A 20,135-nucleotide genomic window follows, 5' to 3' on the forward strand; every position below is an offset into this window, starting at 1 on the left:
AACACCACCAACCGCATGAGAGGAATAATACAAGGTCGGATTAGCGGCGCAGCCGAGGCGCGGCAACGCCGCGCGTAATCCGACGCATTGTTGGCGCCTATGGTGATGTCGGGTTACGCGCGCAGCGCTGACCCGACCTACAACCCGGCCGACGACGCATCCACCGGCACAATCCGGTACACGCAGCGCCGCCCCCCTTCCAGCAGATATTCGCTGCGCGCCACCGTGCAATCGCCCCCCAGTACCCGCTGAAAGATGGCCAGCTCCGAGCGGCAGAAATTCTGGCACGCCGTGGCCGCCGCGCAAATCGGGCAATGGTTTTCCACCAGCAAGACACTGCCATCGTCCTGCGGCTGCGCATGGGCCATGTAGCCCTCGCCATCGCGCGCCCGCGCCAGGCTGTCGACCCGTTGCGCCAGATCATCCTGCGGGTCGACCAGCTTGCCGTAGGCGGCTTCGCTGCTGCGCTCGCGCGCGCCGATCAGTTTATCCAGGCCCTCGTCGCCAAACAGGGCTTTGACTTGCGCTATCAATTCCAGGGTCAGGTCGGCATGGCGGTCGGGGAAGCGCGCGTGGCCCACTGACGTCAGCTGCCAGCGCCGCGACGGGCGCCCCACCTTGTCGGCCACGTCTTCGAAAGCCACCTGGCCACGCTCGTGCGCCGCTTCGAGCTGGCGCCGCGCGCCCATGGAGGTGATATCGAGCAAGGCCGCCAGTTGCTGCGCCGTTTGCGGCCCGCGCATCTTCAGCAGGAACAGCGTCTGCTCGGAGGTGTTCATGCCGCTGCCTTGGCGTCGACGGCGCCGTCCAGCTGGCGGCGCCAGGCCGCCATGCGCCAGGCGGCCCAGGCGGCGCACACGGCGCCCGCGACGAGGATCAGCCGCGTGTCGATCAGGGTCAGCACGGAGCCGCTGAGGGCGACGACGATGTTGGCGATGCAAAAAGTGGTGGCCAGCAAGCCCATCACGGCGCCCTGCCCGTGCGCGCTGAAGCGCTCGGCGCACCAGCCCTGGATCACCGTGTTGTACAGCGCATTCGGAATGCCGAACAGCACGATGGCGGCGATGCCCACCCAGATGTTACCCAGTGCCAATATCCCTACGGCCAGCGCCACGCCGCACGCATACCAACTGGCCCGCAGCAACGGCGCATGGCGGCTGGGACCGCCCGCCAGCAGCGAGGTGATGGTCATCGTGCCGCACAGGCCCACATTCACCCAGGCAATCTCCTGCGCATGGTAGTTGGCCGTCTCGACCAGCCACAACGGATAGAACTCGTAGAAACTGGCCACGCCGCACGTCAGCGCCAGTTGCACGATGAACAGGGTGCGCAGCTCGTCATGGCGCAGCAGGTTCAGCGAATGGCGGTCGCGCGCCACTTGCCACCACGACGTCGTCAATAGCGAAGGCGTTTCGCGCGGCAAGCCGGCGGCCACCAGCACGGCGACGAGCATCAGGGCGGCGGCGGCGATCCAGAATGGCACCGTCACGCCCCAATGCAGGGTGGCGCCCGCCAGGATCGGGCCCACCAGCCAGCCCAGGTAAAATGCGCCGTTCAGCCACGACATGGCGCGCAGGCGCAGCGGCCCCGTCAGCTGGTCGGCCAGCATGGCGCGCGCCACGGCGCCGTTCCCTTCCAGCAAACCCGTGATGAAACGGGCGACGATGAACAGGGGATAAGACTGGATCACCAGCGCCCAGGCCGTAATCGCGTGGCCGATGGCGGCGCCCACGGCCGTACGCATCAGCAAGGGACGGCGGCCATAGCGGTCCGACAAGGGGCCCAGCAGAGCCGAGCCGATCAGCAAGCCCAGCGGATTGATAGTCAGCGCCAGGCCGAACAGCAATTTCGACGGCAAGCCGAGGAAATTATTGAAGGCATTCGGCGCCTCGGCCGCAAACAACGGTGGCAGGATCGGATACGGCAGCGAGGCGCCGATGGTCGACAGCAGCGCCAGCAGGCAGGCGGCGGAAATCAGGATGATGTTTTTCATGCGGACTCGATGGATAGTGTCTGGCCAGACTACGTGACCATGCCACATAAGTAAACCATAATGTTTATTAATTGCGCCAGGCGTTGCCGCCATGACGCGAAACGTGCGCACCATCGCCTCGGCTATCATGCCCCCATGAATCACGTTTAACAGGACAAACATGACACTGTCAGAAATGGAACGGCAACACGGCTTCACCTACCCTTCACTGTATCTTCAACTGGAACGCGACGGCATGCTCGGCGTGGGTGAATATGGCCCCGACTGGTACAAGCTGGTGTATCCCACATTGAAGGACCGGCCCACCTTGCTCCTGCATGCCGACGATTTCGAGTTGCTGAGCGTCAAGGCCGTAGCGGCAGCCATGGAAGAACTGGCCGATCCCGACGACTACCGGCAAGTCGATCCCGCCTTCCGCTTCATCCCGTTCGCGCAAACGGGCGCCGGCGACCACTACTGCTTTTTCGCGGCCAGCCAGCACGATGGCGAACTGCCCGTCGTGCTGCTGTGGCACGACCAGAATGAAGCCCAGTACCTGGCGAAAAACCTGCAGGACTTCCTGTTTCAGATGCTGCTCAACAGCATGGCCGACCAGGATACCTACAACGAGGTCAGCGACGAGGAATTCAAGGATCAGCTGGCAAAGACCCTGGCCACCCACGCGCGCTACCTGACGGCGCGGCAAGCCGAGGTGCTGCAAACGCTGCTGGCCAGGGACATCATCGATTACGACGTGGCGCTGCCGAAGGGCAGAAAAGAAGCGCACCGGGGTTTGCTGACCGATATCGAACTGGCCGGCCTGCGCGAGGAACTGATTCCCTACGATCAGTTCGACCACTGTTTTGCCTACAGCGCGGCTGACTGAACATAAAATCGCTGGGCAAGCGGCGGCTGAAGGTTTAAACTGTATATAAACACAGTAAACCGATCACCTTGCCCTATTGTCCCCATGTTGAGAGTCCTGGAAAATCCCCTGTACTATCTGGATAATTTCCAGGATGTGCTGAGCTGGATCAGCGCGCGTTATGCCGATCTGCTGAGTACTGAAGAAACGCAGTTCATCGCTGCATTCGGCGCACTGCCGCAGCCGTCGCGCGCCCTGTTCGTGCGCCTCGTCATGCGCAAGGGTTGTCTGTTTCGCGCCAGCAAGCTCAATTACCCGGAAATCGGCGACACGCGCGCGGCCGCCCTGCCCTTGCTGGCCACGGGCTGGGTGGTCGCCGATCCCGTCATCTCGCTCGATGAACTGTTCGAGCAACTGCTGAAAGGGGAAATCGCCCGGGCCTTCGACCTCGCCGCGCCCCTGAAGGCGGCCCGCAAGGCCGAGCAGCTGGAAGCTTTGCGCGAGCAGCATGCGGAAAATCAAGCGTTTTCCGCCTGGTATCCGGCCTCCAGCGACGTGCTGTACCGCATCGGCCTGCAAGCGCTGTGCGACCGCCTGCGCCTGATTTACTTTGGCAATTATCACCAGGACTGGTCGGAATTCGTGCTGTCCGACCTGGGCGTGTACCAATACGAAAAAGTGGAATTCTCGCCGCAGTCGCGCGGCTTTCGCACGCGCCAGGATATCGAGCACTATGAAGTGCTGCACCAGTGCCGCGAACGCTACAACGACAGCGGGCTAGTGGACGAGGTGCTGCAGGAACTGGCTGCGCTGCCCTTGTCCGAAGACAACACCTGGCTGGCCAGCCGGCGCGAAAAACTGCGCTTCCAGATCGCCCAGCACCTGGAAAAATGCCAGGACTGGCCCACCGCCTACCGCGCCTACGCCGATTGCCGCTATCCCGGTGCGCGTGGCCGCGCCATCCGCGTGCTGGAAAAAGATGAACAGCCGCAGGCTGCCTATGACAGACTGCTCATTGCCCTGGCCGCGCCGGAAAGCGAAGCGGAACAGCAATTGCTGCGGCGCATGGCGCCCCGTTTGCGGCGCAAGCTGGGCCACGCAAAGCAGGCGGCCAGTGTGGCGGCCGCCGTCGAGCGCATCGACCTGCGGCTGCCCTATCCTGAGCAAGCGTGCTACGTGGAAGGAGTGGTGCAGCAGCACCTGATGCAGGACGACTCTCCCGTGTATTACGTGGAAAACACCCTGATCAACTCGCTGTTCGGCCTGCTGTGCTGGCCCGCCATCTTCAAGGCCATGCCGGGCGCCTTCTTCCACCCGTTTCACCGCGGGCCGGCCGACTTGCACAGCGCCGATTTTTACCAGCGCCGCAGCCTGGACTTTGCCGCCTGCCTGGCGCAGCTGGACGACGGCAGCTATCACGCAGCCATCCGCGCCACGCATGCCGCCAAGCACGGCATCGTCTCGCCGTTTGTGAGCTGGGACGTGCTGGACGATGGCTTGCTGGACCTGGCGCTGGCCTGCATCCCGGCCTTTCATCTGAAGAAAGCGTTCGAGCGCATCTTGCTCGACATCAAAAGCAACCGTAGCGGTTTTCCCGATTTGATCCAGTTCTGGCCGGCCGAACAGCGCTACCGCATGATCGAAGTCAAGGGTCCGGGCGACCGCCTGCAAGACAACCAGCTGCGCTGGATCGCGTATTGCGCCGAGCACGCCATGCCCGTCAGCGTCTGCTACCTGCAGTGGCAGGTGGCCACATGAGCAGCAACACTTACACGATCGCCGTGCGCGCCCTGTGCGAATTCACGGCCAAGGTGGGCGACCTGGACTTGCGTTTCACGCCCTCGCCCACGGCGCAGGAAGGCATGGCCGGGCACGCCACCGTGACAAGCCGGCGCGATGACGATTACCAGCGCGAAATCAGCCTGTGCGGCGACTTCGGCCCCCTGCACGTGCGCGGCCGCGCCGATGGCTACGATCCGGCGCGGCGCCAGCTGGAAGAAATCAAGACCTACCGGGGCGAGCTCGACAAGATGCCCGCCAACCACCGCCAGTTGCACTGGGCGCAGGCGCGCATCTATGGCCACTTGCTGTGCCAGCAGCTGAACCTGCCCATGCTGCGCGTGGCGCTCGTGTATTTCGACATCGCCAGCCAGAAGGAAAGCGTCATGCACGAGGAATGCACGGCCGAGGCGCTGCGTCTGTTCTTCGAACAGCATTGCGCGCTGTTCCTCGACTGGGCCGAGCAGGAAATGGCGCACCGCGCCAGCCGCGACGCGCAGCTCACGGCCATGGCCTTTCCCCATGCGGATTTTCGCCCGGGCCAGCGCCAGCTGGCCGAAGCCATGTACAAGGCCAGCAGCCGCGGCTGCGGCTTGCTGGCGCAGGCGCCGACCGGTATCGGCAAGACGGTGGGCAGCCTGTTCCCCATGCTCAAGGCCACGGCCGCGCATGGCCTCGATAAACTGTTTTTCCTCGCCGCCAAGGTGCCGGGACGCCAAATGGCGCTCGACGCCTGCGCCATCCTCAAGGACAGCGCGCCGCTGCTGCCGCTGCGCGTGCTGGAGCTGAGCGCCAAGAGCAGCGCCTGCGAGCATCCTGACAAGGCGTGCCACGGTGAATCATGCCCGCTGGCCAAGGGCTTTTACGACCGCTTGCCGCTGGCGCGCGAGGTGGCGCTGGCCAGCGGCTTGATCCTCGACAAGGAAGCCGTGCGCGCCATCGCCTTGCAGCAGGGTATTTGTCCCTACTACCTGGGCATGGAATTGGCGCGCTGGAGCGACGTCGTCATCGGCGACTACAATTATTACTTCGACCTCAGCGCCATGCTGTACGGCATGACATTGGCCCACGACTGGAAAGTCAATGTGCTGGTCGACGAAGCGCACAATATGGTGTCGCGCGCGCGCGGCATGTATTCGGCCGAGCTGGCGCAGATCGACCTGAAAATGCTGCGCAAGTTCGCGCCCGAAGCCTTGAAAAAGCCGCTGGACCGCCTCTCGCGCCAGTGGACGGCCTTATTAAAAGAGCAGGATGGCGAATATCACGTGCATCCCGCCTTGCCGGACAAATTCTTTGGCGCCCTGCAAGGCGTGGCCACGGCCATCGGCGACTATATGGCCGAGCATGCGGCCGCGCTGGACGAGGACTTGCAGCGCTTTTACTTTGACGTGCTGCTGATCAACCGCCTGGCCGAGAGTTTCGGCACGCATTCGCTGTTCGACGTCAGTAAAACGGACACCGGTTCCACCGTCTGCATCCGCAACATCGTGCCGGCGCCCTTCCTCCAGGAACGCTTCGCGGCCAGCCACAGCACGGCCCTGTTTTCCGCCACACTGAGTCCGTGGCATTACTACAGCGACACCCTGGGCATGCCAGCCGGCACGGCCTGGGTCGACGTGGAGTCCCCGTTCCAGGCGGAACAATTGTCCGTGCGCGTGGCCGACACGATTTCCACGCGCTACCAGCACCGCGCCGCGTCCTTGCTGCCCATCGCCCAGCTGATGGCGCGCCAGTATGCGGAAACGCCGGGCAACTACCTGGCCTTCTTCAGCAGTTTTGATTACATGGAAAAGACGGCCACGCTGTTCGCCCAGCATTACCCGGACGTACCCATCTGGCAGCAGCCGCGCCGCATGGATGACGGGGCGCGCGCGCAATTTCTGGGCCGCTTCGGCCTGGACACGCGCGGCATCGGCTTTGCCGTGCTCGGCGGCGCGTTCGGCGAAGGCATCGACTTGCCGGGCGCGCGCCTGATCGGCGCCTTCATCGCCACCCTCGGTTTGCCGCAGATCAACCCCGTCAACGAGCAGATCCGCCAGCGCATGGGCGACATCTTCGGCGCCGGCTACGACTACACCTATTTATATCCGGGCATGCAGAAGGTGGTGCAGGCGGCAGGCAGGGTCATCCGCACCCAGTCGGACAAGGGCGTCGTGTACCTGATCGACGACCGTTTTTCGCGCCCGGAAATCCGCCAGCTCTTGCCGACGTGGTGGGATGTGCAGCTGGCCAGCTAGCCAACCAGTGATTTGAGCTTCTGATAGCCCGCCTTGCTCACGGGGATCCGCGTATCGTCGCGCAAGATGGCCACGTGGCTGTCCTTGGTGGCCGCCTCGATGCGGCGGATGCCGTCGATATTGAGCAGATACGACCTGTGCACGCGCAGAAACTTGGCGGGGTCGAGCTGGGTTTCCAGCTCCGACAGCCGCTGACTTTTCAGGTAGGACTTGCCCTCGGAACGGATGCTGATGTAGTCGTCCTGCGCCTCGATGTAGTCGATGCGCGCGCTGGCGATCACGTGGACCTTGGCGCCGTCGCGTATCAGCACGCGGGCCAAAGGCGCGGCGCGCGTGGCCGCCTCGCGCGCCAGCGTGTGCACAGTGTCGGGCGTGCTGCGGTTGGCGCGCGCATGGGCCAGCGCCTGCTCGAAGCGCTGTTCGCTGAACGGCTTGAGCAGATAGTCCAGCGCATGGCATTCGAACGCCTTCAAGGCGTACTGGTCATAGGCCGTGACAAAGATCAGGCGCGTCTTGGCGCCGATCAGCTCGGCCACTTCAAAACCATCGAGGCGCGGCATCTGGATGTCGAGGAACACCAGTTCCGGTTCCAGCTCCGCAATGGCCTTGACGGCGTCGAAGCCGTTGGCGCACTCGGCCACGATATCGATATCGTCGTGGCGCGCCAGGTATTCGCGCAGCACGCTGCGCGCCAGCAATTCATCATCGACGATGGCCACCCGCATTCTTGCCTGCATCATGCTTCCTCCGTGTCGCCGGTCTGCGCCGGCATGGAAATCATCACCTCGAAATGGCCATCACGCCGGCCCCAGTGCACGCTGGCCTCGTGGCCATAGGCGCCGGCCAGCCGCTGGCGCACATTCTCCAGGCCCACGCCATTGCCGCGCGCAGGCCCCTGATCCGCATCCACCGGGTTGCGCACGGCGATCTGCAGCAGGCTGCCCGCGCGTCGCACCTCGATGCCGATCAGGCCGCCCTCCGTCAAGCCGCAGATGCCGTGCTTGACGGCATTTTCCACCAGCGGCTGTATCAGCATCGGCGGTAGAAAACATGCCAGCGCGGCGGCGTCGATGGCTTCCGCCACTTGCAGGCGTTCGCCGAAACGCACTTGCTCGATGGCGAGAAAATGGCGGATCAGCACCAGTTCCTGTTCCACGGTAATGTGCTTGTGCGCTTCCAGGCTCAGGCTCTGGCGAAAGAAACTGGCCAGCTGCACCGTCATCTGGCGCGCGCCCGGCGCATTGATAGACGTCAAGGCGCTGATGGAGTTCAGGCTGTTGAACAGGAAATGCGGATCGATCTGCGTGCGCAGCATGCGCAATTGCGCTTCCTGCGCCGCCAGTTGCGCTTCCAGCCCCCGCTGCTCGGCCATCCTGGCGCGCATGAATTCCAGCAACAGATAATGCACGGCGGCGGCCAGGCAATACAGCAGCACGCCCAAACCGAAGAACAGGGCCAGCAGCGATGGCGTCAGGTTCACGCCCAGCCAGCGCAGCTCCAGCAACAGGCTGACGCTGTTCAAAAATTGCAGCAGGGTGGCCCACAGCAAGCCCGCGAACAGGGCCGCCACACCCATCACGCCGGCGATGGCGAGCGGATGGCGGGCGTGCAAGGGATAGGCGCGGCACAGGTAGAACGCGGAAAAACCCGAACCGATCGCATACACGAGCGTGGCGGGCACCACCAGCAAGATAGCATTGAGCCATGGCGCGTGGGCCACCCTGGCCAAGATAAAGGCCAGGGCCAGGCCCAGCGCGATGCAGACCAGGAACACCACCACGGCGCCGCGCCGCTTCGACAAGGGCCCCGACATGCGCGCCTAGTTGCGGATTTCCAGGCCGCCCATGATGGCGTAGCCCGTCACGTACAGGCGCTTGGCCTGGTTCGGCGGCACGATGGTTTTTTCTTCGAAGCCGCCGAGGATGGGCGTGCCCTGCAGCACCACGCTCCAGTCGGGCGGAATCTTGATGGTGACGCCGCCGCACAGGGCGAACACATTGAGCACGGCTTCGCCTTCGATCGAGGCCTGGCGCAAGTCGATTTCGCAGCCGGCCATGATGACATTGATATCGCCGCCCCTGAAGCGCTGCGATGACACGCGCCGCACATAGCCACCGAGGATGGCCGTCACCTCGATGATGCTGTCGTCGTCCGCCTGGCCGCTGGCGCCGGGCGCTGCCGACACTGCTTCCTTGTCCAGCGACACGGCGCCATTCCTGGGCTGGCCGAATGCGTCAGGCGCAGCGCTACCATCGGGCGGCGCGGCAAAGTGCCGGCGTCGCTGCCGCTGCTGCCCGCCGGGCAAGGATTTCGCCACCACGGCCACGCCGGCGGCAATGATGAGCAGCGGCCACAGCATGCTCCAGTTGATATAGAACAAGCCCATGGCTTTCAAGGTCCAGCTCAGGCCCAGCAAGACCATCACGCCGCCGAGGATGTAGCCGGAGCGGGTATGGCTTTGCGATATTTTCAGCAAGCCGAAAATGATGAGGATGGTGGGCCAGAAACGGAAGGTATAGCGCACATTGATGAAGCCGAGGTTATCGAGCAGAAACAGCAGCCCCAGGCCGATGACGATGACGCCCAGCACGATCTGCGATGGCGAGTGCAGCGGCGGTCTATTTTTCATGCTCGGACTCCCGGTAGGCAATAAAATGTTTGTTCAACAGCGGTTCCAGCACGAGGCCCACGCCCCAGGCGATCAGCAAGGCGGGCCAGCTGTTATAAAAACTCAGATTCCACAGTTCTTCATACGACACATACCACCAGGCGGCGAAGAAGATCAGCCACAGGCCGCTCAGCACCTGCTTGGCGGAGACGGGCGTGAGCAGCTTGTTCAGGCCGAAGACGACCAGTATCACCGGCCAATAATGCCATAGTGAATAGTAGTCGTGGAGATAGATCACATCGAGCCGGTCCAGCAGGATAATGACGCCGATGGCGATCAGCAGCACGCCCCACAGCAGCTGGGTACGGCGGCAATAAGCTGGCTCAGGTTTCACGGTCCCCCCTTGAAGTTGGTTGATCGTAAAGATACGCGGATTTCGGGGAGGGGAAAACACCGCTTCGGCGAATGGCGGACAGGTGGCGGTGAATGGCGCGGCGGCGGAAACGACAGGCAAGGCCGGCTAGGCCGGCCTCGAAGGGGTTTGCAGTACACAGCCGCGTGGCGCAGGGCGCAAACGCGGGCAGAAATCTGGTGCCGATCCTCGAGGCGACCGGCTGACCTGCTGGAAGATCGAACATGCCGCCAACCTCACGGCAGTGCGTCTCAACCAAGCAAGGCCATCATACTCCTGATCGCCACATAGCACCGTTCGCTAGCGCACACCGATGCGGTTTTGCTGCGCTATATCAAACGGCGACGGCGTGCGGCGGATGGAGCATGTCGTTTCTGATCCACTCCAGCACCGATGGCCCCTGCGGCTGCCAGCCCAGCTGGGTACGCGCCCGTTCGCCGCGCACGCGGCTGTTGGAGCCGAGGCCGTAGGACGCCATCTCGTAGCCCCACTCGGCGATCGCCTCGGGCAGCGGCCAGTCCTGCGCGGGATCGATGTCCAGTGCCTGGGCGATGGCGGCCGTCATGTCGCGGAAGGCCGCCTCGCCCGACTCGACAAAGTAAAACGTACCTGCCGGCGACTTTTCCAGCGCCAGCAAATACAGGCTGACGACGTCGTCAATATGCACATTGGACCAGATGTTGCGGCCCGGCCCCACGTGGCGCACGATGCCGCTCTTGCGCGCCTGTTTCAGCAAACGGGGCAGTTGCACGCTGTCGCGCGGCAAGGCGCCATGGCCGTAGATCAAGGTATTGCACAACACGCTCGCGCGCACGCCCTGGCGTGCGCTGGCCAGTATCAAGTCATCGATGGCGACGCGGGCCGCCTTGTCGGCCGTGGGGGCCGGCAACTTGTCTTCAAAGTAAATCTGCTCCGTGCCTTCGCCGCCCGACGCGTCGCCCACGATGGACGAGCCGCTGGTGTGAAGGAAGGGCTTGTTGCTGCCGGCCAGCGCTTCAAGAATGGCTTCGACGGCGCCCCGGTGGTCGCTGCTGGCCGCATTGATGACGGCATCGGCCGCCTTCGACTGCTCGATGAGCAATGCGCGGTCGTTCAGGGTGCCGACGATACCCAGCACGCCTATGGTCGCCAGTTCGGCCACCTGTTCCTGTTTGCGCACGAGACCCGTCACCTGATGGCCGGCGCGCACGAGACCCGCCGCGACGGAACTGCCGATGAAACCTGCTGCGCCTGTCAAAAATACTCGCATCATTGCTCCTTTGTAAGTTCAGATCAATTGTGATCAGTCCGACAAAGTATGCCCGCTTTCATCTTTCGCAAAAAGCGGCCGCGCAGCAAAGGATTTATGACTTGGGCGCAACAGTCTTGTTTTTCAGCTGCAGGGCGGCGATGTAGCGGCTCCGGTAGGCAGGGTCTTCCGGCGTCAGCAGGGTGAGCCGGTCGCGCGCGCGGGTGGCGGCCACATAGAAGCGGTTCTCCTCTTCCAGCGGGTCGGTCTTGCTGCGCGGGAATTCATCGACGGCCAGGTAGGGCAAAATCACGTGGTTGTATTCGAGGCCCTTGATCTGGTCGATGCAGGCGATCACCAGTTTGGCCTTGCCCGTCGAGACCGTCACGGCTTCTTCCATCTCGCCCAGCCAGCCGGCAAAGCCGCCCAGCGCCACGCCCGCTTCGCGGCACACGGCAATAAAACCGTGCAGGGAACGGGCGACGACCCGCGCCTGGGCCGGGTCGACATAGATGCGGCGGGCCGTCTGTTCCAGCTGCATCAGGCCGAAGATGTGCTGCAGTGCGTCGCCCGCCAAGGCATCGGCGGGCAGCGCGCGCAGGTAATCGACGGCGGCCAGGGTCAGCGCCGCCTTGTCCTGGTTGTGCGACTTGGCCAGCTGGTTCGTCAAAAAGCCTTCCAGCAAGTCCGGGTAATTGGCCACGTCGGCCTTGGCTTGCTGCAATTCCGCGCGCGTAAACGGGATTTCCGCGAAGGCCACCAGCGCTTCGAGGATGTCGCCGCGGCGCGGGCCGCTCTTGATCGCATGTAAATCCTTGCGGGCGATGGCAACCATGCCGCGCAGCATCAGCACTTCCAGGCTCAGCAGATAGCTGTTCATGTCCACCAGGCCATACGCGATGCCGCTCTGGAACAGCGCCGTTTCCACGCGGATGGCCTGGTCGCGGTCGCGCAGCAAGATGGCCGTCGTGCCCGCATGCGCGTGTTCGAGCGCGGCGATCAGCTGGGCGCTGCACGCTTGCGGCTGCGCATGGTCATATTCCAGCAGTTCGATGTGGGTGGCGCGCGACAGGGCCGACACGCTGGCCTTGTTTTTCAGCACGCCCACTGCCTGCGCCAGCTGCGGGCCGTAGCGATAGGAAGCCGTCAGCGGCAATCGCTGCAAGGCGGGGAACTCCTGCTCGAAGCGCTGGCGCAGGAAGCGGTGGTCGGCGCCCGACCACGTGTAGATGACTTGATCCTTGTCGCCGGCGCCGCAGAAAAACGCATTGCCGCGGCGTATCAACATGGTCAGCAGGCGGAACGATGCTTCGTTCAAATCGTGCAATTCATCGGCCACGATGATCTGGAAGGCCGGCAATTGCTGGCGCAACGGCTCGTCGCCATCGAGCATGCGCACCAGGTCGTAGGTGGCATCGAATGGCGCGCGGAACTGGATATCGCCTGTGTCGGCGCCGCGCAAGCCTTCGTATTCGCGCAGCCACAGATAGTGCGTGCGCGACATGCCCAGCAGTTCCAGATTGTCGTCCAGGGAGTTGCTCTCGAAGTCAGGATTCTGGAAATCCAGGCGCGCCTTGGTGCGCAATTGTAACTTCAGGAATTCGGCGATGGCCCCGTTGGTCGTGTTGATTTCCAGCGGGTAGCGGTGGGCGTACTTTTCCGACACGACTTCCAGTGCTTCCCAGGCCACCGGGCGCAACTCTTCATCGCTGCGCATGCTTGCCACCTGCATGTTTTCCAGCTGCAGCAGCACCTTGGCGGCAAAGGCGTCGAAGGTATCGACGGTCAGGCGCTTGACGACGCCGAGCGGCACGCCCACTTCCAGCAGGCGCTGGCGCAGGGCCACGCGCGCCGCTTCCGTGAACACAAGGGCCAGCATGCGCTCGGGCGCGCGGCCCCGGTGCAACGCCTCGGCCAGGCGCAGGGCCAGGGTCGTCGTCTTGGCCGCGCCGGCATTGGCGTCGATCAGCACCACTTTCTTTTGCGCCGTCTGGATGGCCACCTGCTCCGGCGTGGGCGTGATGCGTTTGGGAATGAACTGCGGGGCGTTGTCTGTACTCAAGGGTATCCTGAAATGATGTCTGTTCTCGGCGCGCTACCAGGCGCAGGTGCGCAGGCCGGCAAAGATGTCGCCCCGTTCGGGCGCATGGAAGGCGCGCATGCGCGCCGAATGCAGGCGCGGCGGCGTGGCGAAGGCGGCGCCGCGCAGCACCTGGTGCTGCATGAAATACGGCGCCGAATATTCGCGCCAGGCGTCCACCGCAAAGCCAGGATACGGCTCGAACGGCGTCGCCGTCCACTCCCACACCTGGCCCCAGTGAAAACGGGGATGGCCGGACAGCGCAGCATACTCCCATTCCGCCTCGGTCGCCAGGCGGCGCCCCGCCCAGGCGCAGTACGCTTGCGCTTCATACAGATTGATGTGGCGCACGGCTTCATTCGGCGGCAAGGTCGTGCGCTGGCCGAAACGCATGGTGCGCCACTGCGTCGCTTCGCGCAGCCAGTACAAAGGCGACGAGCGCTCCTGCCGCATCAGCCAGGCGCTGCCGGCCGCGCTCCAGAACTGGCGGTTCTGGTAGCCGCCGTCGGCGACAAAGTCGGCAAACTGGGCGTTGGATACGGCGCAGGCATCGATGGAAAACGGCGCCACGTAACAACTGTAGGGCGGCGATTCATTGTCGAAGGCAAAACCGGCCCCGCGCGGCGAGCCCAGTTCGATGGCGCCGCCAGCAAACGCTATCTGCCCCGCGCCTGGCGGCAAGGCCGGGCTGGCCGCCAGGGATTCCGGCGCTTCCAGGCCCAGCCATTGCAAGCCGGCCAGCATTTCCTCGCCACACAAGTCTTCGTGCGCCAAGGCCAGCCGGTATGGCGCCAGGGCGCCGTCGGCATTGGCTTCGCGCGAGAGTTTATCGAGCACCCTGTCGAGCACTTCGCGGCAATACGTTTTCACGGCGCCCGGGCTGGGCAGTTCCAGCTTCCAGCGCGCGCGATGCTCCACCATGTTGGCGTCGAACAGGTCGTCGCCGCGCGTCAGCAGGGAGTTATAAATGGCGTCGGCCGGATGGCTGGACGCGGCTTCGCGCAGGATGAACCACTCGGCAAACCAGGCGATCTGCGCGAGTTGCCATAAGGGCGGATTGAGCCGTGGATGGCGGGGCAAGCCGGCCACCACGTCCAGGCCGGCAGTGACGTAACAGTCGAACAGGGAAAGCGTATCCTGGCGCGCAGCCTGCAGCGACTGGGCCAGTTGCTGCGCGCCGGCGTGGCGAAAAGAGGCATTGATTAAAGTCATGGCCTGATTGTAACGACTTATGCCAACATCGCACTAGTCGCACAGGAAACAAGGGGGCGCATGCCCCCTCGCCTACTTGACCAGCAACTCGCCCTGCAGCGGCGTGACGACGGACTTGGGCATGCTGACGATAAAACTGCTGCCCTTGTCGGCCACGGACTGGATGGCCAGAGTTCCCCCGTGGCGCAGCAGCACGTGCTTGACGATGGCCAGGCCCAGGCCCGTGCCCTGGGTTTCGCGCGAGCGGCTCTTGTCGACGCGGTAGAAACGTTCCGTCAGGCGCGAGATATGCTCGGGGCTGATGCCGATGCCCGTATCTTGCGCGATGAATTGCGGTCCGGCCGGGCCATCCTGCCAGCGCAGAGTGATGCAGCCGCCGGCCGGCGTGTAGCGCACGGCATTCGACGCCAGGTTGCCAAACGCGCTGTACAGTTCGTCGTAGCTGCCCAGCACGTCGGGGCCGTTGCATTCCATCTTGATCTCGTGCTTGCCGGCCGACAAGCCCTTGGCGTCGCGCACGACTTGTTGCATGAGCTTTTTGATGTCCACGGGCTCGGGGCGCAGCGGATAGTCGACCGATTCCAGGCGCGACAGGGTCAGCATGTCCTCGATCAGATGCTGCATGCGGTGGCCCTGCTCCGTCATCAGCTTGAGGTGGGCGGCGCGCGTGGCGGCATCCAGGTCCAGCTCGGCAGACGCGATTTCCAGGAAGCCGACGATGACCGTCAGCGGCGTGCGCAGTTCGTGCGAGGCATTGGCGATGAAGTCGCGGCGCATCATTTCGATGCGTTCCGTCTCCGTCACATCGTGCGTGACGAGGATCTGGCGGCGGTTTTCAAACGGGATGATCTGCACGATCAGCTTGCGGTTGCGGAAGGTGATCGTCAGCGGCTGGTCGTAGCGGCCCAGGATGATGTAATCCATGAACTCGGGGCTGCGGATCAGGTTCGTCACGCGCATGCCCTTGTCGCGCTCGTGCGTGAGGCCCAGGTGTTTCTCGGCGGCCGGATTGCACCATTCGAGGAACAGCACGTCGTCCATGATGACGACGCCGTCGGGCAGCAGATGCATGGCCTGGCGGAAACGCGCCAGCCATTCCGTCAGCTCGGCCTGGTTTTTCTCGTCGTCGCGGCGCATGCGGTACAGGCGCGCGAAGATGCTGGTCCAGGCGCCCCAGCCGTCGGGCAGCTTGGCGCTTTGCGGATTGTCCAGCCAGTTGCTCAGCTGGAACAGATACGACAGCTGCACGAACACCATCATGGCCATCAGCACGAAGGCGATGCCCAGCGCATACGTGGCGCCGAACAGATACCAGACGACGGCCACGCCCAGCAGCGCCAGCACCATGCGCAAGGCGGCCGGCACCCAGAACAGCAATTTCGGATTCATAGAGTCAGGCTTTACTTTTCAGACAACATGTAGCCGACGCTGCGCACCGTCTTGATCAGGCTTTCCGCCTCTTTCAAGGCTTTGCGCAAGCGCAATACGTGGACGTCGACCGTGCGTTCCTCGATCACCACATGGTCGCCCCACACCTTGTCGAGCAGCTGGCTGCGCGAAAACACGCGCTCAGGATGGGCCAGCAGGAATTTCAACAGCTTGTATTCGGCATGGCCGATATCGATCTTCTGTTCATCCATCATCACCGTGCAGCTGACGGGGTCCAGAGCCACGTTGCCAGCGCGCATGGGCGCCTGCGCGTGTTCCGGGCTCTTGCGTCGCAGCAAGGCTTTGGCCCGGGCCAGCAACTCGCGCGGCGAGAACGGCTTGGTGACGTAATCGTCGGCCCCGCTGTTCAGGCCGGCCAGCTTGTCTTCTTCCATGCTCTTGGCGGTGAGCATGATGACGGGGATGGCGGCGAAATTGCGGTCGGCGCGGATGCGCGACAGCAGGCGCAAGCCCGTCTGGTCCGGCAACATCCAGTCGAGCAGGATCAGGTGCGGCGTGCGGTGCTGGATGAATTCCCAGGCATCGGCGACATTTTGTACAGAACAGCAATTCCAGCCGGATTCGCGCAGCGAATAGGTCACCAGTTCAACGATGGCCGGCTCATCTTCAACAATCAATACCGTGGTTTTATCAGATGCCATAAAGCTTACTCAGGGAGCTCCTCGGAAATGGCGGGAGCAGCCACCTTGGTGTGGCGGATGTCCTTGCCTTCAACCACGTAAATCACGTATTCGGCGATGTTTTTCGCATGGTCGCCGATCCGTTCGATGGCTTTGGCCACCCACAGGGTATCGAGCGCCGCCGAAATCGTGCGCGGGTCTTCCATCATAAAGGTGATCAGGTTGCGCATGATAGACCGAAACTCGTGGTCGATGATGGCGTCTTGTGCAATTAATTGTAAGGCCTGCTTGCCATCGTTGCGCGCGAATGCGTCGAGCGCGTCGTGCAGCATGTCGGTGGCCGTGTTGGCAATGCCGCGCACCATCTCGTAATGGTTGACGACGCCGTTGCCGCGCTTGTGCAGATTCTTCGCCACGCGGGCGATTTTCGTCGCCTCGTCGCCTACGCGCTCGAGGTCGGTAATCACCTTGATGGTGGCCATGATGGTGCGCAAGTCGTTCGCGGCCGGCTGGCGGCGCACGATCAGGTGGCTGCACGCGTCGTCCAGCGACACTTCGAGCTGGTTGACGACGTCGTCTTCGCGCATCACGCGGTCGGCGCGTTCCGGATTGCCGATGCGAAAGCACGTCATCGCGTCGAGGAACTGGGTCTCAACGATGCCGCCCATCAGGAGCACTTTCGAGCGGATCGCTTCGAGTTCGTTGTCGTATTGCTTGGATGAATGTTCGCCTATCATGCTGTCTCTCCGTATTCAGTTGTCTTGTGTATAGCGATGCGGCGCGGATCAGCCGAAGCGGCCCGTGATGTAATCCTGCGTTTCCTTGCGGGCCGGATTCATGAAGATCTGGTCCGTTTCGCCGAATTCCACCAGCTCGCCCAGGTACATATACGCCGTGTAGTCGGAGCAGCGCGCCGCCTGCTGCATATTGTGCGTCACGATGGCGATCGTGTAATCCTGTTTCAGTTCGCTGATCAGCTCTTCCACTTTCGAGGTCGAGATCGGGTCCAGCGCCGAGGTCGGCTCATCGAGCAGCAAGACGTCCGGTTTCACGGCCACGCCGCGCGCGATGCACAGACGCTGCTGCTGGCCGCCCGACAGCGACAGGCCGCTCTTGCTCAGCTTGTCCTTGACCTCGCCCCACAGCGCAGCCTTTTTCAGGGCCCACTCGACGCGCTCGTCCATCTCGCCTTTCGACAAGTCTTCATACAGGCGCACGCCGAAGGCGATGTTGTCGTACACGGACATGGGGAACGGCGTCGGTTTCTGGAACACCATGCCAACCTTGGCGCGCAGCATGTTGACGTCCTGGTCGGCGTCGAGCACGTTGCGGCCGCGATACAGGATCGAGCCTTCCGCGCGCTGGCCCGGATACAGGTCGTACATGCGGTTCAGGGTGCGCAGCAGGGTTGACTTGCCGCAACCGGACGGGCCGATGAAAGCCGTGACCTTCTTTTCGTGAATGTCCAGGTTGACGTTATGCAAGCTTTGCGTTTTGCCGTAAAAAAAGTTCAGGCCCGAAATCTCGATGGTTTTTTTCTTTGGTGCCAGGTCTTGGGCTGGATTCATTTGCGTATTCATATGGGTTCGCTTCGCTCGGTATCTGTTTAATTAGGGACTTTTTGGCTGAACACGGTGCGCGACAGGATATTCAAGGCCAGCACGCTGAAGGTGATCAGCAGTGCGCCGCCCCATGCCAGCGAACGCCAGTTGTCGTACGGGCTCATCGCAAACGATGCGATGACGGACGGCAAGTTGGCCATCGGCGCATTCATGTTGAAGCTTTGGAACTGGTTATTCAGGGCCGTGAACAGCAGCGGCGCCGTTTCGCCGGCGATGCGGGCCAATGCCAGCAGCACGCCGGTGATGACGCCGGCCTTGACGGCGCGCAAGCGCACCAGGGTGGCGACCTTCCAGCGCGGCGCACCGAGGGCAAACGCGGCTTCCAGCAGGCTGTTCGGCACCAGGCGCAGCATATTGTCCGTCGTGCGCACCACCACCGGCACGGCGATCAGGGACAGGGCGATGGCGCCCGCATAGCCGGAGAAGTGTTTCACATGCGCCACGTACAGCGCATACACGAACAGGCCGATGACGATCGATGGCGCCGACAGCATGATGTCGGTGACGAAGCGCGTCACTTGCGCCAGCTTGTTTTCTTCGCCGTACTCGGCCAGGTAGATGCCGGCCAGGATGCCGATCGGGGTGCTGACCACGGTGGCCAGGCCGACCATCAGGGCGCTGCCGACGATGGCATTGATCAAGCCGCCACCTTCGCTGCCGGGAGCCGGCGTCGTTTGCGTGAACAGGTCGACGGACAAGGCGCCGAAACCCTTGATCACCAGGGTGAACAGGATCCACACGAGCACGGCCAGGCCCAGGGCCATGGCGGCCACCGACAGGGCGATGCCGATGCGGTGCATCAGCAGGCGCTTGCGGTAGACGGGATTCATGGCCGGCTTGGCCGGCGCTTCGTGGGTGCTAACTTGGCTGAGCTGGCTCATTTCGTGCCTTCCTTGCGGGACATGCCAGCCAGCATCAGCTTGGCGGCGGATAAGACGATAAAGGTGATGACAAACAGGATCAGGGCCAGCGAGAACAGGGAAGACACATGCAGCTCGGATTGCGCTTCGCCAAATTCATTCGCCAGCAAGGAGGTGATGCTGTTGCCGGCGGCAAACAGCGACCACGACAGTTTATTCGCGTTGCCGATGACGAAGGTGACGGCCATGGTTTCGCCCAGCGCGCGGCCCAGGCCCAGCATGACGCCGCCGACGACGCCGGTCTTGGTGTATGGCAAGACGATCTTGCGCACGACTTCCCAGCGCGTGCAGCCCAGGCCGTATGCGGATTCCTTCAGCACGGCAGGAACGATCTCGAACACGTCGCGCATCACCGACGCGATGAAGGGGATGATCATGATGGCCAGCACCAGGCCGGCCGTCAGCAAGCCGATGCCCATCATGGGGCCGCTGAACAGCTGGCCGATGACGGGCACGTTGCCCAGCGTGGCTTTCAGGACAGGCTGGACGTGGTCGGCAAACAGGGGCGCAAACACGAACAGGCCCCAGATGCCGTAAATGATCGATGGCACGCCGGCCAGCAGCTCGACAGCCGTGCCCAGCGGGCGACGCAGCCAGACCGGGCAGATTTCCGTGAGGAACAGGGCGATGCCGAAGCTGACGGGAAAGGCGATCAGCAAGGCGATAACGGACGTCACCAGGGTGCCGATGATGGGGATCAGGGCGCCGTACTGGTCATTGACGGGGTCCCATTCCGCCGACACGATGAAATGCAGGCCGAAGGTCTTGAAGGCCGGTATCGATTCCATGATCAGCGAAATGATGATGCCGACCAGGACGATCAGCACCGACAGGGCGAACAGCATCGTCACCTTGTGGAACATGAAATCCTGGAAGCGCTGCTTGCGCATGGTGGAAAGCATTTGCGCGTGACTGATGGAATCGGTCATGGTGCCGCCTGGCATGGGGATCGTGGAGGAGGTAGATTGTGCGCTCATAGTGTGCCATATGGGTGGTACTGCAGGTACTGCTATTTTTATCTTGCTCTTTTAGCCGGGAACGCCTGCAAAGGCTTGCGGGCGGTCCTGGCTAACTCCCTGCCCCGCCGTGCTGCTGGCGGGGACAAGGACATTCTTGCTTGAATAAACCGTA

18 protein-coding genes are annotated in these 20,135 nt (G+C 63.1%); 3 read left to right on the plus strand and 15 right to left on the minus strand.

Features of this window, described 5'->3' with window-relative positions:
• Positions 1–137 precede the first annotated feature (137 nt).
• Complete coding sequence (locus tag AC54AF_RS21785) at positions 138–779, minus strand: helix-turn-helix transcriptional regulator (protein ID WP_496638199.1); 642 nt, start codon at positions 777–779, stop codon at positions 138–140.
• Positions 776–1,993 carry an MFS transporter gene (locus tag AC54AF_RS21790; RefSeq protein WP_496638200.1) on the minus strand — a complete coding sequence of 406 codons (1,218 nt, stop codon included), beginning with the start codon at positions 1,991–1,993 and terminating at the stop codon, positions 776–778. The genes AC54AF_RS21785 and AC54AF_RS21790 overlap by 4 nt, the downstream gene beginning before the upstream one ends.
• A gap of 160 nt (positions 1,994–2,153) precedes the next feature.
• On the opposite strand from AC54AF_RS21790, the gene AC54AF_RS21795 reads away from it, so the two are divergent.
• The 3 genes from AC54AF_RS21795 (at position 2,154) to AC54AF_RS21805 (ending at position 6,853) form a co-directional block, all read left to right on the plus strand.
• Entirely contained in the window at positions 2,154–2,858 is a 705-nt protein-coding gene (locus AC54AF_RS21795; RefSeq protein WP_496638201.1) for an SMI1/KNR4 family protein, read from the plus strand.
• A gap of 84 nt (positions 2,859–2,942) precedes the next feature.
• Positions 2,943–4,595 carry a VRR-NUC domain-containing protein gene (locus AC54AF_RS21800; RefSeq protein WP_496638202.1) on the plus strand — a complete coding sequence of 551 codons (1,653 nt, stop codon included), beginning with the start codon at positions 2,943–2,945 and terminating at the stop codon, positions 4,593–4,595.
• Entirely contained in the window at positions 4,592–6,853 is a 2,262-nt protein-coding gene (locus AC54AF_RS21805; RefSeq protein WP_496638203.1) for an ATP-dependent DNA helicase, read from the plus strand. Before AC54AF_RS21800 ends, AC54AF_RS21805 begins: the two co-directional genes overlap by 4 nt.
• Here AC54AF_RS21805 and AC54AF_RS21810 read toward each other — a convergent pair.
• The 13 genes from AC54AF_RS21810 to pstC form a co-directional block, all read right to left on the minus strand.
• On the minus strand, positions 6,850–7,578 hold the full coding sequence (locus AC54AF_RS21810) for a LytR/AlgR family response regulator transcription factor (RefSeq protein ID WP_496638230.1): 729 nt from the start codon (positions 7,576–7,578) through the stop codon (positions 6,850–6,852). The genes AC54AF_RS21805 and AC54AF_RS21810 overlap by 4 nt on opposite strands.
• Before the next feature lie 11 nt (positions 7,579–7,589).
• Complete coding sequence (locus AC54AF_RS21815; RefSeq protein WP_496638204.1) at positions 7,590–8,666, minus strand: sensor histidine kinase; 1,077 nt, start codon at positions 8,664–8,666, stop codon at positions 7,590–7,592.
• A 6-nt stretch (positions 8,667–8,672) separates the two neighbouring features.
• On the minus strand, positions 8,673–9,482 hold the full coding sequence (locus tag AC54AF_RS21820; RefSeq protein WP_496638205.1) for a LiaI-LiaF-like domain-containing protein: 810 nt from the start codon (positions 9,480–9,482) through the stop codon (positions 8,673–8,675).
• Positions 9,472–9,855: a LiaF transmembrane domain-containing protein gene (locus AC54AF_RS21825; RefSeq protein WP_496638206.1), complete on the minus strand. Its 384-nt coding sequence runs from the start codon at positions 9,853–9,855 to the stop codon at positions 9,472–9,474. The genes AC54AF_RS21820 and AC54AF_RS21825 overlap by 11 nt, the downstream gene beginning before the upstream one ends.
• A 352-nt stretch (positions 9,856–10,207) precedes the next feature.
• On the minus strand, positions 10,208–11,122 hold the full coding sequence (locus AC54AF_RS21830) for an NAD-dependent epimerase/dehydratase family protein (protein ID WP_496638231.1): 915 nt from the start codon (positions 11,120–11,122) through the stop codon (positions 10,208–10,210).
• 94 nt (positions 11,123–11,216) lie between these two features.
• Complete coding sequence (locus tag AC54AF_RS21835) at positions 11,217–13,163, minus strand: UvrD-helicase domain-containing protein (protein WP_496638207.1); 1,947 nt, start codon at positions 13,161–13,163, stop codon at positions 11,217–11,219.
• A 33-nt stretch (positions 13,164–13,196) separates the two neighbouring features.
• A complete protein-coding gene (gene senA / locus AC54AF_RS21840) occupies positions 13,197–14,393 on the minus strand; it encodes a selenoneine synthase SenA (RefSeq protein WP_496638208.1) in 1,197 nt (398 codons plus the stop codon).
• 72 nt (positions 14,394–14,465) lie between these two features.
• Positions 14,466–15,782 (minus strand): phosphate regulon sensor histidine kinase PhoR, encoded by a 1,317-nt coding sequence (gene phoR, locus AC54AF_RS21845; protein WP_496638209.1) that lies wholly within the window; start codon positions 15,780–15,782, stop codon positions 14,466–14,468.
• A gap of 11 nt (positions 15,783–15,793) precedes the next feature.
• Positions 15,794–16,483, minus strand: coding sequence for a response regulator (locus AC54AF_RS21850; RefSeq protein ID WP_034755074.1), 690 nt, complete (start codon positions 16,481–16,483; stop codon positions 15,794–15,796).
• A 5-nt stretch (positions 16,484–16,488) separates the two neighbouring features.
• Positions 16,489–17,199 (minus strand): phosphate signaling complex protein PhoU, encoded by a 711-nt coding sequence (gene phoU, locus AC54AF_RS21855; protein WP_034778131.1) that lies wholly within the window; start codon positions 17,197–17,199, stop codon positions 16,489–16,491.
• 48 nt (positions 17,200–17,247) lie between these two features.
• Positions 17,248–18,030, minus strand: coding sequence for a phosphate ABC transporter ATP-binding protein PstB (gene pstB, locus AC54AF_RS21860; RefSeq protein ID WP_010396817.1), 783 nt, complete (start codon positions 18,028–18,030; stop codon positions 17,248–17,250).
• Between the two features lie 38 nt (positions 18,031–18,068).
• Positions 18,069–18,965, minus strand: coding sequence for a phosphate ABC transporter permease PstA (gene pstA / locus AC54AF_RS21865; protein ID WP_496638210.1), 897 nt, complete (start codon positions 18,963–18,965; stop codon positions 18,069–18,071).
• Positions 18,962–19,933, minus strand: coding sequence for a phosphate ABC transporter permease subunit PstC (gene pstC / locus AC54AF_RS21870; RefSeq protein WP_496638211.1), 972 nt, complete (start codon positions 19,931–19,933; stop codon positions 18,962–18,964). The genes pstA and pstC overlap by 4 nt, the downstream gene beginning before the upstream one ends.
• Positions 19,934–20,135: the final 202 nt, after the last annotated feature.

The sequence above is a fragment of the Janthinobacterium sp. JF4 genome (assembly GCF_059617925.1).